This is a genomic window from Aquimarina pacifica, from assembly GCF_000520955.1.
Taxonomy (GTDB): Bacteria; Bacteroidota; Bacteroidia; order Flavobacteriales; family Flavobacteriaceae; genus Aquimarina; species Aquimarina pacifica.
In genome coordinates this window covers 81,062-94,767 of sequence record NZ_JACC01000015.1, presented here as the reverse complement: position 1 = coordinate 94,767, position 13,706 = coordinate 81,062, and the positions used below count along the sequence as shown (strand labels likewise).

Here is a 13,706-nt window from a genome sequence, read left to right as displayed (position 1 = left end):
AGTGCTTAAGTACTTTGACTATACTAACAAAGCAATTCGAAAAAGGTTATACTTTTTCTGAGTTGCTTTTTATTTTAGCACTAATTTTTCAACTCTTACCGTATTTACCCTTCGAACTTGGGGATATCAGATCTATATGCTAATATCAAATCAAATTTTCTTAAGATCTTACCAATTATTTTTATCTATCACGTTAATTTTTGGAGTATATACTATTGATTCTTTATTTTTACGCTGAATTAATCTAACTATTATGAAAAGAATTGCATTGATCGTTACAACTTTCCTACTTGTAGCTTGTCAAAAAGATCAAAAAGGATATATGATAACAGCTGATACATTAGGGTTTGAAGAAGGAACCACTGTGTATATAAATGCTATTAGCCAGTCTAACAGGCCAATAATTATAGATTCTACAACTATACAAGAGCAAAAATTTAAAATCGCTCTCCCACCGCCAGAAACTAATGACTTTAATTACATAACTTTTAAAGATCTACGAGGGAATGTATTATTTTTAGCTGAAAATAATCCTATCGAAATGACTATCTATAAAGATAGTATGCGCTCATCAATTGTAAAGGGGGGAACTGAAAATGAATTATTTTTTGGCTACTTAAAAACAATTAAGAATTATAGTGACGAAAAATTCAAACTAAATAGAGAATATCAAGCTGCTTCGAAAGCAGGTGAGTCTGAAAAGGCAGTAAAAATAAGTGTTCAAAGAGAAGAATTGGTAGAAAAGGAAGATTCATATAGAAAAGAAATGATGAACAACAACCCTAGTTCTCTTATTTCTGTGCTAGCAATTACGGATTTATTAAATTTAAAAAAAATACCTGCATCGCAAGCTAAAGAAAAATTTGATGCTGTTGACGATACAGTAAAAACCTCTAGACTTGGTAAAAACTTAAATCAACTTATTTCTAATCAAGTTTCTAAATCGACTCAAAAGAAAATTGAAATTGGTAGTGCAGCACAAGATTTTTCTGCTCCGACACCAGAAGGGAAGTTACTATCACTGAAAGAATCTCTCGGTGAAATTACAATCATTGATTTTTGGGCATCTTGGTGCAAACCTTGCAGAATAGAAAACCCAAATGTGGTAAAGCTTTATAACAAGTATCATGACAAAGGTCTTAATATTATCGGAGTTTCTCTAGACAAGAAACAAGATGCATGGACACAAGCAATTGCTCAAGATAATCTAGAATGGAATCATGTTTCTAACTTAAAATTCTGGCAAGAACCTATTGCCAGAGCCTATGGTATTCGATCAATACCTGCCACATTCATTCTTGATAATAAAGGAAATATAATTGCGAAAAACCTTCGAGGTCAAGCATTAGAAGATAAAATATCTGAACTTCTTGAACAAAAATCACTCTAAAAAATCAATCGTATTTTTATAATATAAAAGGCCGTCTTTTCAGACGGCCTTTTTGTTAATCCATTTTCTTCTACCATTCCTTACAATACAAACACTTTTTAGACTTTTAATAAAGCTTAGAAATGCACTAAAAATAATATTACAGTAGCAACGAATTGCTTTCTCTTAGTACAAAACATGATTTATTTTTTTATTTACTCACGGTTAATCAAAAGTAAAACCTTAGTGGTATCAGTATGAAATACATAAAAAAACTCACTATTACTTAATAGTGAGTTTTTACTTATAACAATTTTGTTGTTTAATACTTCTCTAAAAAAATTATAGAATGTATAAGATATCGTATTTATGCTTTTTTGACACGGACGGCATTCATTCCTTTTGGGCCACGTTCAAGTTCGAAGGTAACTCTATCATTCTCTCTTACCTCTTGTAGTAATCCATTAACATGCACAAAATAACGTTCCTGTGTTTCTTCTTCATTAATAAATCCATACCCTTTTGAGTCATTAAAAAAGGCTACTCTTCCATTTTTTACGGGGTCGAATTCTTCTTTCTCTCGCTTAGGAACACCTATCTCAATATTTTCTGCTTTAATCTTTTTCTTTTTAGTAGGGTCTGGCGGAGTATCTGTCATATACCCGTTCTCATCAACATAAGCAATCATACTATCTAACCCATTACCCTTATTAGAATTAGCTTTGCGCTCTAGTTTTTTCTTTTGTTTTTCTTCGCGCTTTTTTAGCTTCTTCTTCTCTTTTTCTATCTTGCTAAATGTCTGTTGTGATTTTGCCATATTTTATTTTTATTCTTTTTTTTTTAAAATTGAATCTAATTTGAACCTATAGATAGTACGGTTGTCATTGAAATACTATAGGAATGCTTAGAAAATGACAATATCAAGATTGCTTCACCTTATAATTTACCCAATTGTCGCAATAACGAGGAAATATAATTGTGTTTTACACATGTAAAACTGTCACAAAGATAGGTCATACTTTTTAATATTAAAAAAGACTTTAGTTAATTCGTTATTATCTTTCATATTTAACACTTATAAAAAAAATTTAGGATCCCTAAAACCAAATAGACACTAAATAATCTTATAAAATCGTTTTCTAAAACCCCATAGGTCATCATAAATCCGTAATTTCGCAGCCATTAATTAGCTTTCAAAAGTCTTCTTATCCTATTTTGTAATTTAAGTCCAAAATTGAATAAATACATCATAAATGAATAAAGATTTAGAAAAAAATCATTTCCATTTTATGATTTATAAACCTTATGGTTACTTAAGTCAATTTGTTAATAATGGACAAAAGCAAAATTCTAAAAAATTGTTAGGTGAGCTATTTGATTTTCCTGAGGGAGTTATGGCTATCGGTCGGTTGGATGAAAAATCCGAAGGATTACTATTGTTAACTACCGACGGAAAAATCAGTAATTATATTTGCAGCCAAAAAATCGAAAAAGAATACTATGCCCAAGTAGATGGTAATATAACTCAAGAAGCCATTAATTTGCTTATACAGGGGGTAGAAATTGGTTTTGATGGTAAAAAATATAGCACAAAACCATGTGCCGCCAAAAAACTAGATACCCCTCCTATATTTCCTCAAAGATCAAAAAAAATACGAGATAGCAGACATGGGCCTACAAGTTGGGTGTCAATTACACTTAATGAAGGTAAATTTCGTCAGGTTAGAAAAATGACTTCTGCTGTTGGCTTTCCAACGCTTCGATTAATACGTGTTCGTATCGGCAACATATATCTAGAGGATATGCACATAGGAGAAGTGAAAATACTAGAACCGAATAATGTACAATAAGGAAATTAGTTGTAAGCTATCAATTTATAAACATTAGTGACTAAATTACAAAATAGTCAATAATTCACTTGCTTGGGTAAAACTCTTAAAATTTGGATGACAAACTTCTTGATCAACCATCTCATGTACCCAAGTTGTATGAAAAGGAATATGAAAAGCGTGTGCACCAATATTAAGCACAGGTATAACGTCTGATTTTAAAGAATTACCCACCATCAAAAATTCTTGTTCTGTAATATCAAGATGACGAATGAGTTTACGATATTGTTTTTCAGTTTTATCAGAAACAATCTCTATATGATGAAAATACTTCTCTAATCCGGACTTAATTAATTTTCGTTCCTGATCTAACAAGTCACCTTTGGTCGCCATAACTAAGCGATATTTTTTAGACAGTTCATTAAGAGTACGATCAATCCCATCTATTAACTCTACAGGTTCAAGAAGCATTTGTTTTCCTTTTTCGATCAACTTTTGGATTAATTCAGTTTCTAAATTACCCTTAGAAATAGTAATTGCAGCTTCTATCAATGAGAGTGTAAAAGGCTTAATACCATAACCATACAATGGCAAATTCTTCATTTCTATATCAAAAAGAAGCGTATTTGCCTCTTCTTTTGGCATATACGCTTCTAATAAAATACAAAATTCTTCTTCTGCTTTTCTAAAAAAAGTCTCGTTCACCCATAATGTATCATCTGCATCAAAGGCAATTACTTTTATTTGGGATAAACTCATAGGTTTTTTATAAAAACTCAGTACTAATTATCTTACTAACTTTTTGTATTTAATCCTCTTAGGCATCAAATCACCGCCTAAACGTTTCTTCTTATTTTCTTCATAATCAGAAAAACTTCCTTCAAAGAAATATACCTGAGAATCTCCTTCGAATGCCAAAATATGGGTACAAATTCTGTCTAAAAACCATCTATCGTGAGATATAACAACGGCACATCCTGCAAAATTTTCTAAACCTTCTTCTAACGCTCTTAGTGTATTAACGTCAAGATCATTTGTTGGCTCATCTAACAACAGTACATTTCCTTCTTCTTTTAGTGTCATGGCAAGATGCAATCGGTTGCGTTCTCCTCCAGAAAGAGTAGATACTTTCTTATTCTGTTCACTACCGCTAAAATTAAAACGACTCAAATATGCACGTGAGTTTACTTGTCTGCCGCCCATCATAATTAACTCTTGCTCATCGCTAAAATTTTGCCATATTGTTTTTTCTACATCGATATTACTATGACTTTGATCAACATACGCTATAGAAGCGGTTTCTCCGACATTAAAACTTCCTTTATCAGGTTGTTCCTCTCCCATTATCATCTTAAAAATCGTCGTTTTACCTGCTCCATTCGGACCTATAATTCCCACAATTCCTGCTTGTGGTAAGTTAAAATTAAGATCTTCATATAATAGCTTATCACCAAAAGCTTTACTAACTCCACTAGCTTCTATAACATTTGTTCCTAATCGAGGACCATTTGGTATATAAATTTCTAGTTTCTCATCTACTTGTTTTTGATCTTGACTTAATAATTTATCATAATTACTAAGACGTGCTTTTTGCTTTGCTTGGCGTCCTTTTGGTGCCATACGCACCCATTCTAACTCTCTCTCTAATGTCTTTTGACGTTTAGACGCTTGTTTTTGTTCTTGTGCTAATTTTTTTGCCTTTTGATCTAACCAAGATGAATAGTTTCCTTTCCAGGGAATACCTTCTCCCCTATCTAACTCTAGTATCCATCCTGCCACATTATCTAAGAAGTACCTATCATGTGTTACAGCAATTACCGTCCCCTTATAATTTTGAAGATGATGCTCTAACCAATGAACAGACTCAGCATCAAGGTGGTTCGTTGGCTCATCTAATAGTAAAACATCGGGTTCTTTTAATAAAAGACGACACAAGGCAACTCTTCTTCTTTCTCCACCAGACAAAACGCTAATCTTTTTATCAGAATCAGGAGTTCTCAAAGCATCCATTGCTATTTCTAACTTGGTATCTAATTCCCATGCGTTACTAGCATCAATCTGATCTTGCAAGTTTGCTTGTTTATCCATAAGCTCCTGCATTTTATCAGGGTTTTCATAGACTTCTGGTAAACCAAACATATCATTAATTTTATTGTACTCGTCTAAAACAGCAACTGTTTCGGCAACGCCTTCCTTAACCACTTCGAGTACTGTTTTATCGGGATCTAACTGAGGTTCTTGTTCTAAAAAACCAACAGAATAACCAGAGGCAAATACAACATCTCCCTGATAGTTCTTATCGACTCCAGCTATAATTTTTAATAGTGTAGATTTACCAGATCCGTTAAGACCAAGAATCCCTATTTTCGCACCATAAAAAAAGCTTAGATATATGTTTTTAAGTACTGGAGTATTTGCGCTTTTATACGTTTTTGTAACTCCAGACATAGAAAAGATTACTTTTTTATCGTCTGACATAAGCCTTTATATTATTTTAAAATGATAGTGTAATTATTAATTAAAATCTATGAATTGAAAGCAACTCAATGATGTTATTTTCAAGAAAAATGAATCTAATACTAAAAAAGCAGTACGAAATTAAACTCTTCCTTTTAGAGCATTAAAAACCCACGCTATTGCAAAAAATCCAACACCTACAGCTGCAAAACCATATCCCGAAACATCTCTATATCTAAATGCTCCCAGCGCAATAAGTGATAGCCCCACGAATATCATTATAAAAGTTGCCCAGGCCAACACCGTATTCTTATTCATTCCCATAAATCATTATTTAGTTATTAGTATACTCCTTCATTTTTAAAAGAGCGGCTACAAATATCGGTATTTTATGTGCAAAATACACGTTTTTGCCAGCTTCTTGTCCTGCAAAATCATTCAACGCTCTATTTTTATAACAAATTTTACAATGTTATAGCTAATAACAACACTTAAACAAAAACCCTGTGTAAACAGAGAAAATTATCTATAAAATCGATCCAAATAAGTAGGAGGCATTTTTTTTGAGTAATGCGTATTTCCACATTAAAAACACCTATCCAAGTATATTACTACTTCTACTTTTTGGACTAAGAAAACATCAAAACGGACAATAAATTACGTTTTATAAAAATCACTAGACAACCTTTTTACAAAAAACCTCGTCTCTTATAAAAGAAACCAAGATGTCTACCAAAAAACACCAAAATCATGAAATCACAACAAGAGACAACAAAAAGACTTTCTAATAATGTTATGCCTTTATACCCTCCCAAATGGCGATTGCACATTATGCGTATACTTTATTTTATTAATTTTATCAGCTTGGTATCCGATAATTGGTCGGCTATTTTTTTTCCTACTGAGCAAATGGATACTTTAACAGGCGTAGCTATCAGTTTTTGGGCATCTTTTTCTCTATTGAATTTTTTAGGTATTAGATTTCCTCTAAAACTAATTCCCGTATTATTGCTTCAATTATTGTATAAAACTACCTGGATTATAGGAACCTATTTGCCTGCTAAAAATAATGATCTGCTCAATGAAAATTTAGAATCATTTCTTTTTATTTGTATTGCCGGTATAGTTCTGAATTTATTAGTAATCCCTTGGAGATATGTGTATACATATTATTTCAAAGGTTTTTTTAAATTAACATAAAATCATTCTTCTTATTTGCAAGACATTAATACCACTATTGATTGTGTGAACTTACTGTTTTCAGAATAACAAATTGTAACGAAAACGGGGGCTAAAGAATAGTTTTCTAATATAACTCTCCGCTCCCCTTTTCTTTATAAGTTAACACATTATAACATAACAACTATAAACAATAACACTAAACCAAGACATCCAAAACTAGAAACATAACAACTAAAGCCCCCTTTTTTTATTCTAAAAATCTGTTTATTAGTGGTTCAGAAATAAAGATCCCAAGAGTACAGATGATATCTTATTCATATTAGTTTTGATATACTCATAAAACTCTTCGTTTTTTGTATTTTCGTGCAAACAATACACACAAATGGATATTAACTTCAATAAGAACGAAGATCATAATAAGCTTCTAGTATCTGATTTACGACAACGATTGACCAAGGTGAAGTTAGGAGGAGGAGAAAAACGAATACAAAAGCTTCATGACAAGGGTAAAATGACCGCCCGAGAACGAATTAATTATATCCTTGACAATGATAAGAAACCAATTGAAATAGGTGCTTTTGCCGGGGATAATATGTATCAAGAACATGGTGGTTGCCCAAGTGGTGGTGTTGTCGTTAAAATAGGGTATATAAGCGGTAAACAATGTATTATCGTAGCCAATGACGCAACGGTAAAGGCGGGTGCTTGGTTTCCCATCACTGGAAAGAAAAACTTAAGGGCTCAAGAATTATCTATCGAAAATAAACTTCCTATTATTTACCTTGTTGATAGTGCGGGTGTTTACTTACCCTTACAAGATGAAATATTTCCTGATAAAGAACATTTTGGAAGAATTTTTCGTAACAATGCGGTTATGAGTAGTATGGGTATCACTCAAATATCAGCCGTCATGGGTAGCTGCGTAGCTGGCGGAGCTTACCTTCCGATCATGAGTGATGAGGCATTGATTGTAGACAAAACAGGAAGTATATTTCTGGCTGGAAGTTACTTGGTTAAAGCTGCCATAGGAGAAAGTATAGATAATGAAACCTTAGGAGGAGCAACGACACATTGCGAAATTTCTGGTGTTACAGATTACAAAGCAACAGACGATAAAGATGCATTGGATACCATCAAAAACATTATGTCCAAAATTGGTGATTTTGATAAAGCAGGATTTAATAGAAGTAAACCTACTCAACCCAAAAAAGACCCTAAAGAAATTTATGGTATTTTACCCAAAGCCAGAAATGAACAATACGATATGATGGAAATCATTGATCGATTGGTCGACAACTCTGATTTTGAAGAATATAAAGCCGGTTATGGCCAAACAATTATAACAGGATATGCCAGAATAGATGGATGGGCCGTAGGCATTGTGGCTAATCAACGTAAAATTGTAAAAACCAAAAAAGGAGAAATGCAATTTGGTGGTGTTATATATTCAGATTCTGCTGATAAAGCGACAAGGTTTGTTGCAAACTGTAATCAAAAGAAGATACCTCTTGTTTTTCTTCAGGATGTCACTGGTTTTATGGTGGGAAGCAAAAGCGAACATGGTGGTATTATAAAAGATGGAGCCAAAATGGTTAATGCTGTTAGTAACAGTGTAGTACCTAAATTTACAATTATCATCGGAAACTCTTATGGTGCAGGTAATTATGCTATGTGCGGAAAAGCATATGATCCTCGATTAATTTATGCTTGGCCAAGTGCAGAACTTGCAGTTATGGGAGGATCGCAGGCCGCAAAGGTTTTATTACAGATAGAAACTGCTTCTCTAAAGAAAAAAGGAGAAACCATTTCTGGAGAAGACGAAAAAAAGCTATACGATAAAATTAAATCAAAATATGATGAGCAAATCTCACCATATTATGCAGCTGCGAGAATCTGGACAGACGGAATTATAGACCCATTAGATACCAGATCAATTATTTCGATGGGAATAGAAGCAGCCAATCATGCACCAATAGAAAAGAAATTCAATCTTGGTGTTATCCAAGCTTAAGAACGAAGTATATGAAAATATTTTACGTATTCGTAGGTATATTTTTAGTTAGTAATATTAAAATACAGGGACAATCAAATCTTGATACTCCTCAAATTATTGAACAAAACATACAATGGTCAAGAGAATATCTTCAAAAAGATATTGATAGTGCACTTTTTTTCTCTAATCAAGCGCAAAAATTATCACAATCCATAAAGAATGATACACTAATTGCAAAATCCTATTTGCAAAAAAGTAGTGTTCTGATTCTAAAAAAGCAGTTTGCTAAAGCAGATTCATTACTTAGAAATAATCTTAACAAAACACTTCCTAAACATATTGAAGGACAAACGTGGCACAATATCGGTACTATTTTGTATTACAAACAAGCGTATGCAGATGCGCTAAGCATGTATCTTAAAGCAGCCAAAATTCTAGAACAAACCAATGACACGAAACAACTTGTAAACACCTACTCAAATATAGGTGCTATAAACGCCACACTAAAAAACTTTAAAAATGCACAACTATACCTAGAAAGAGCATTGTCGATTAGTGATTTTAACGAAATTCTGAAATTACAGATTTTGGTTAATTTAAGTACTATTTATACAGAACAAAAACTTTACAAAAAATATATAGACAATACTAAAGTTGCAGAGGAATTAGCGCTCAAGTATAATTCTAAGCATGTATTGGCAGTCATCTATAATAATCTATCCACACACTATAGCAATGAAAACGCTAATGAAGATCTCGCCATTAATTACGGAAAAAAAGCGATCGCACTAAAAAAAGAATTGAATCAAACGAATAACCTTAGTGTAAGCTACAATAATATAGCGCATTGTTATCTTAAAAAAAAAGAACACAATATGGCTCTCAAATATCTTGATAGTGCGCTACCAGGATCTCAGGGGTTATTAAGGGCTTACATTTATAATAATCTAAAAGAAGCACATGTAGGATTACACGAATATAAAAAGGCTATTCACTATGCTGATATCATGAATAAGGTAAAGGATTCAATTACAGACGCCAAACAAAAAGAAAAAGTAACTGAGCTTACTGAGCAATTCGAATCCGAAAAAAAACAACAACAAATTAATGTGTTAGATGCACAAAAAGAGATACAAGCATTAACCATAAAACAGCAAAATTATATCCTTGGTATTTTATCCGTATTTGTCATTTTACTAGCGATTTTAGGATATTTTTGGTTCAAAAATTACAAAACAAAACAACAATTAAATACATTATTACTTCAACAAAAACTACGAAAAACACAGTTGAATCCGCATTTCTTATTTAATGCTTTGCAGAGTATTCAGAATTTTATTTATAAAAACAATAAAGAAAAGTCAAGTTCATATCTTGCAAGTTATTCTAAATTAATTCGATTGGTGTTAGAGAAGTCTGATGATAATTTTACAACAATTGCTGATGATAGAATTGCATTAGAATCCTATCTTAGACTACAGCAGCTCAATCATGATAATTCGTTCACATATTTTATAGATATCGATCCTACCGTAAGTGAAGATTTTGATATATTACCCAATCTAATTACTCAACCTTTTGTAGAAAATGCAGTATTACACGGTCTAAAAAATAATCCAGATGGCATAATAGCTGTAAAGTACTATAAAAAAAATAATGCCCTGTATGTAACTATTAAGGATAATGGGAAAGGTTATGAAGTCAATACGAGCAATTCTAATAGATTGCATACGTCTATGAGCATGTCAATAATAAAAGAACAGTTAAAAAATCTAAATAAATCTTCAAAAGGTTTTACAGGAGAAATTTCTACTGATTCTTCTTCTACAGGAACTACAGTAATGCTAACTTTTACAAATACCTAATACATTCTAGTAGTATGGATAAAATTACATGCTTTATTGTAGAAGATGATCCTCAAGCATTAGACTATGCTCATTCTATTGTATCAAAACATCACCAAATCAAAATCATTGGTAGTTCTGATTCTATCAAGGAGTCTGCTGATTTAATAAAAAAACTGTCTCCTGATTTTTTGATTCTAGATGTGTTTCTAAAAGATGGAAATGCGTTCGAATTTTTAGCACTTTTTGAAGAAATTAATTTTAAGATCATATTTACAACTTCGTATGCAAAATATGCCGTAGATGCTTTTAAATTCTGTGCTCTTGATTATTTATTGAAACCATATGAAGAAAAAGATTTATGTCTTGGATTAGAAAAAGTGACTAAAGAAATTAAATCAGAGAATTATCAATTGCAATTACAAACCTTACTTCAAAATGTTTCGACTACTACTCCCTCAAAAAAAATAGTTCTCAAAAACGCAGATGCAATTAATGTTATAGACATTAGTGACATTATTTATGCAAAATCTGATAATAATTACACCACTTTTCTTATTGCTTCCGGAAAAGAAATATTAGTATCTAAGCCTCTCAAATCCTTTGAGAAACAACTTTCTAATTACAATTTCTTAAGAGTGCATCAGAGTTATTTGATTAACCTCAACCAAATATCATCCTACGATAAGCGTAATGAAGAAATTATACTTTTACACACCCACGCCATTCCTGTAGCGCAAAGTCGAAAAAAAGAACTTATCAAATACATAGACACTCTTTTTTAAAATTCTTAGAAAACGCCTTTGATTTCTAAAAAAACCACTGCAAATTCTTATTTACCAAAAATTTTACTTGTAATACAGCTACTTTAGTTAGTAAAACTATTTAAAACCTTATTAATCCAGTTAATTCGATACCCTATTTCGTTATCAATTATGGATTATATCATCAGACAAAAAATGAAAATTAAAAAAAGAATACAATCGATCATCGTTTTTGGACTACTTTTTCTTTCTGGTAGTATTTGTACCGCTCAAGACTGCAATGCAGCACCATTTATGAATGAAGGAACAATCCTAACATATACAGATTATAATAAAAAAGGCAAGAAAAAAGGAAGTACAAAACATGAAACGATAAATGTTTCGAGTACCAATAATGGTATTTCTGCCCAAATCAAGGCTACCCTATTTGACGAACGGGGAAAAGAAACATTTAATACCAACTACAGAGCGCATTGTAAGGATGGTCTATTTAGTTTAGATATGCTTCGTTTTTTTGATATGGGAAAACTATCAGAACAAAGTAAGAATAATCTTAATCTCAAAATCGACGGAGATGTCTTAGAATTCCCCTATTCAATGAAACCTGGAGACATTCTAAATGACGGCACTATTACCGTTAAAGTAAATAATGAAGAAGACACTTTTACACTTGTAACACTCACATTTGATGTGTTTAATCGCAAGATTATAGGAGAGGAATCAATTACTACTCCTGCGGGTACATTCAACTGTCAAAAAGTAACTTTTGATTTTGCGTCAAAATTCGGAATCTTGAATATAAAAGGATCTGGAGTCGAATGGTATTACAAAAATGTGGTCGTAGTACGTTCAGAATCCTACACAAAAAAAGGAAAACTAATCGGTTATCATGAATTGACAGATTTATAATTAGGGATCTCAACTAAAAAACTTACAATCACAAATGAAAAGGGGAATATTTACAATACTTGTACTTATAATTTTTACCAATATACAAACTGCAGAAGCACAATTTTTTAATAAAATAAAAGATAAAATTAATAGTAAAATTAATCAAGAGGTTGATAAAACTATTGATAACACTGCCGATGATATACTTAACAAGACCAAAAAGAAGAAAAAAAAGAAAGAGAAAGATACAGCAGTAATAGGAAGCAAGAATGAACCAGAAACTGATTCAAGAAAAAAAGAGGAAATAGTAGATTCTAAAAACGAAACATCTTCAATTTTATGGAATAAATATGATTTTTTTAGTGCAGATCACATATTTTTCTATGATGATTTAAAATTTGAAGAATATGGTGAATTCCCCTCTAAATGGGACCTTGCTTTTGGGAATTCTGAAATTGCCAAACTAAATACCGAAAAAATTATTCAATTCAAAACTGCTCACTATGGCACTGCAATTTTTCCTCTAATTACCAAAAAAGATTATATAGATGGATATACTACTATAGAATTTGATGTTTATTTTGATGAGCAGTTTTATAAAAACATACATCAAAGTTGGCAAATAGGTTTTCATGATATTTCAGAAAAATCATCGATTTACTATGAGACTTATCTTGATGGAGATGGCATAGAGAAAAGAGCTAACAATGATGGAGGAAAAGTAGACATACAATTCTCTAATGGAATAATAAAAGTTGCGATGGGGGCTAAATATAGTGGTAGTATTAGCAGAGACAAACTTTCTACCCCAGTAGGTTGGCATCATGTGGCCCTAGCCTTTAAAAACAACAATTTCAAGTTATATATCGATGAACATAAATTATTAAATATTCCGCAACTCAAATTTAACCCTTCTCAGTTTTATTTATATTCAAAAGGAAAAGATGATGCCAAGATGACTATTAAAAATATCAAGTTTGCCCAAGGTGGTGGATCAGTATATCAACGAATTAGTACAGATGGCCGTTATGTCACCAACGGAATTTTATTTGATAGTGGCAAAGCAAATATACAACCACAGTCTTCTGGTATTATCAAAAAATTGGCGGATATGATGACTGATCACCCAGAGTGGAATTTTACTATTATTGGTCATACTGATAGTGATGGTGATACTAGTTCTAATCTTGCATTATCACAACAAAGAGCCGAAGCGGTTAGAAAGGAATTAGTAGCTCGAGGTATCAACAAAAAAAGACTCACTACAGAAGGTAAAGGAGAAAATCAACCTCTTAACAAAAATATTTCCCCTATTGAAAAAGCCAATAACCGAAGGGTTGAGTTTGTGAGAAGTTAAGTCAAAATAAATCAAACAGG

General features: G+C 32.0%; 12 protein-coding genes. 8 read left to right on the top strand and 4 right to left on the bottom strand.

From position 1 onward, the window contains the following. Positions 1–253: 253 nt before the first annotated feature. Positions 254–1,390, top strand: coding sequence for a TlpA disulfide reductase family protein (locus DZ60_RS0110875; RefSeq protein ID WP_025742105.1), 1,137 nt, complete (start codon positions 254–256; stop codon positions 1,388–1,390). Positions 1,391–1,736: 346 nt separating this feature from the next. Here DZ60_RS0110875 and DZ60_RS0110870 read toward each other — a convergent pair whose 3' ends face one another. Continuing rightward, entirely contained in the window at positions 1,737–2,186 is a 450-nt protein-coding gene (locus DZ60_RS0110870) for a cold-shock protein (protein WP_025742104.1), read from the bottom strand. Between the two features lie 436 nt (positions 2,187–2,622). Here DZ60_RS0110870 and DZ60_RS0110865 point away from each other — a divergent pair, with 436 nt between their 5' ends. Continuing rightward, positions 2,623–3,219, top strand: a complete 597-nt coding sequence (locus DZ60_RS0110865; protein ID WP_025742103.1) for a pseudouridine synthase — start codon at positions 2,623–2,625, stop codon at positions 3,217–3,219. Between the two features lie 45 nt (positions 3,220–3,264). Here DZ60_RS0110865 and DZ60_RS0110860 read toward each other — a convergent pair whose 3' ends face one another. The 3 genes from DZ60_RS0110860 to DZ60_RS22920 all read right to left on the bottom strand — a co-directional run bounded on the left by DZ60_RS0110860 (position 3,265) and on the right by DZ60_RS22920 (position 5,979). Continuing rightward, entirely contained in the window at positions 3,265–3,957 is a 693-nt protein-coding gene (locus tag DZ60_RS0110860; protein ID WP_025742102.1) for an HAD family hydrolase, read from the bottom strand. Between the two features lie 27 nt (positions 3,958–3,984). After that, positions 3,985–5,676, bottom strand: coding sequence for an energy-dependent translational throttle protein EttA (gene ettA, locus DZ60_RS0110855; protein ID WP_025742101.1), 1,692 nt, complete (start codon positions 5,674–5,676; stop codon positions 3,985–3,987). A gap of 120 nt (positions 5,677–5,796) precedes the next feature. Further along, a complete protein-coding gene (locus tag DZ60_RS22920) occupies positions 5,797–5,979 on the bottom strand; it encodes a CAL67264 family membrane protein (RefSeq protein WP_034229427.1) in 183 nt (60 codons plus the stop codon). Positions 5,980–6,405: 426 nt separating this feature from the next. On the opposite strand from DZ60_RS22920, the gene DZ60_RS0110845 reads away from it, so the two are divergent. The 6 genes from DZ60_RS0110845 (at position 6,406) to DZ60_RS22915 (ending at position 13,686) form a co-directional block, all read left to right on the top strand. Next, a complete protein-coding gene (locus tag DZ60_RS0110845; RefSeq protein WP_025742100.1) occupies positions 6,406–6,855 on the top strand; it encodes a hypothetical protein in 450 nt (149 codons plus the stop codon). A 364-nt stretch (positions 6,856–7,219) separates the two neighbouring features. Continuing rightward, the gene (locus DZ60_RS0110840) at positions 7,220–8,848 is read left to right on the top strand and encodes an acyl-CoA carboxylase subunit beta (RefSeq protein WP_025742099.1); all 1,629 of its coding nucleotides are present in this window, start codon (positions 7,220–7,222) and stop codon (positions 8,846–8,848) included. 11 nt (positions 8,849–8,859) lie between these two features. After that, the gene (locus tag DZ60_RS0110835) at positions 8,860–10,695 is read left to right on the top strand and encodes a tetratricopeptide repeat-containing sensor histidine kinase (protein ID WP_025742098.1); all 1,836 of its coding nucleotides are present in this window, start codon (positions 8,860–8,862) and stop codon (positions 10,693–10,695) included. Between the two features lie 14 nt (positions 10,696–10,709). Beyond that, positions 10,710–11,459, top strand: coding sequence for a LytR/AlgR family response regulator transcription factor (locus tag DZ60_RS0110830; protein WP_025742097.1), 750 nt, complete (start codon positions 10,710–10,712; stop codon positions 11,457–11,459). A gap of 174 nt (positions 11,460–11,633) precedes the next feature. Then, positions 11,634–12,347, top strand: coding sequence for a TapB family protein (locus tag DZ60_RS0110825; RefSeq protein WP_025742096.1), 714 nt, complete (start codon positions 11,634–11,636; stop codon positions 12,345–12,347). A gap of 34 nt (positions 12,348–12,381) precedes the next feature. Continuing rightward, on the top strand, positions 12,382–13,686 hold the full coding sequence (locus DZ60_RS22915) for an OmpA family protein (RefSeq protein WP_025742095.1): 1,305 nt from the start codon (positions 12,382–12,384) through the stop codon (positions 13,684–13,686). Positions 13,687–13,706 lie beyond the last annotated feature (20 nt).

Coding starts and splice junctions, on each gene's coding strand:
- DZ60_RS0110875 (WP_025742105.1), top strand. CDS start 254: ATGAAAAGAATTGCATTGATCGTTACAACTTTCCTACTTGTAGCTTGT.
- DZ60_RS0110870 (WP_025742104.1), bottom strand. CDS start 2,186: ATGGCAAAATCACAACAGACATTTAGCAAGATAGAAAAAGAGAAGAAG.
- DZ60_RS0110865 (WP_025742103.1), top strand. CDS start 2,623: ATGAATAAAGATTTAGAAAAAAATCATTTCCATTTTATGATTTATAAA.
- DZ60_RS0110860 (WP_025742102.1), bottom strand. CDS start 3,957: ATGAGTTTATCCCAAATAAAAGTAATTGCCTTTGATGCAGATGATACA.
- ettA (WP_025742101.1), bottom strand. CDS start 5,676: ATGTCAGACGATAAAAAAGTAATCTTTTCTATGTCTGGAGTTACAAAA.
- DZ60_RS22920 (WP_034229427.1), bottom strand. CDS start 5,979: ATGGGAATGAATAAGAATACGGTGTTGGCCTGGGCAACTTTTATAATG.
- DZ60_RS0110845 (WP_025742100.1), top strand. CDS start 6,406: ATGAAATCACAACAAGAGACAACAAAAAGACTTTCTAATAATGTTATG.
- DZ60_RS0110840 (WP_025742099.1), top strand. CDS start 7,220: ATGGATATTAACTTCAATAAGAACGAAGATCATAATAAGCTTCTAGTA.
- DZ60_RS0110835 (WP_025742098.1), top strand. CDS start 8,860: ATGAAAATATTTTACGTATTCGTAGGTATATTTTTAGTTAGTAATATT.
- DZ60_RS0110830 (WP_025742097.1), top strand. CDS start 10,710: ATGGATAAAATTACATGCTTTATTGTAGAAGATGATCCTCAAGCATTA.
- DZ60_RS0110825 (WP_025742096.1), top strand. CDS start 11,634: ATGAAAATTAAAAAAAGAATACAATCGATCATCGTTTTTGGACTACTT.
- DZ60_RS22915 (WP_025742095.1), top strand. CDS start 12,382: ATGAAAAGGGGAATATTTACAATACTTGTACTTATAATTTTTACCAAT.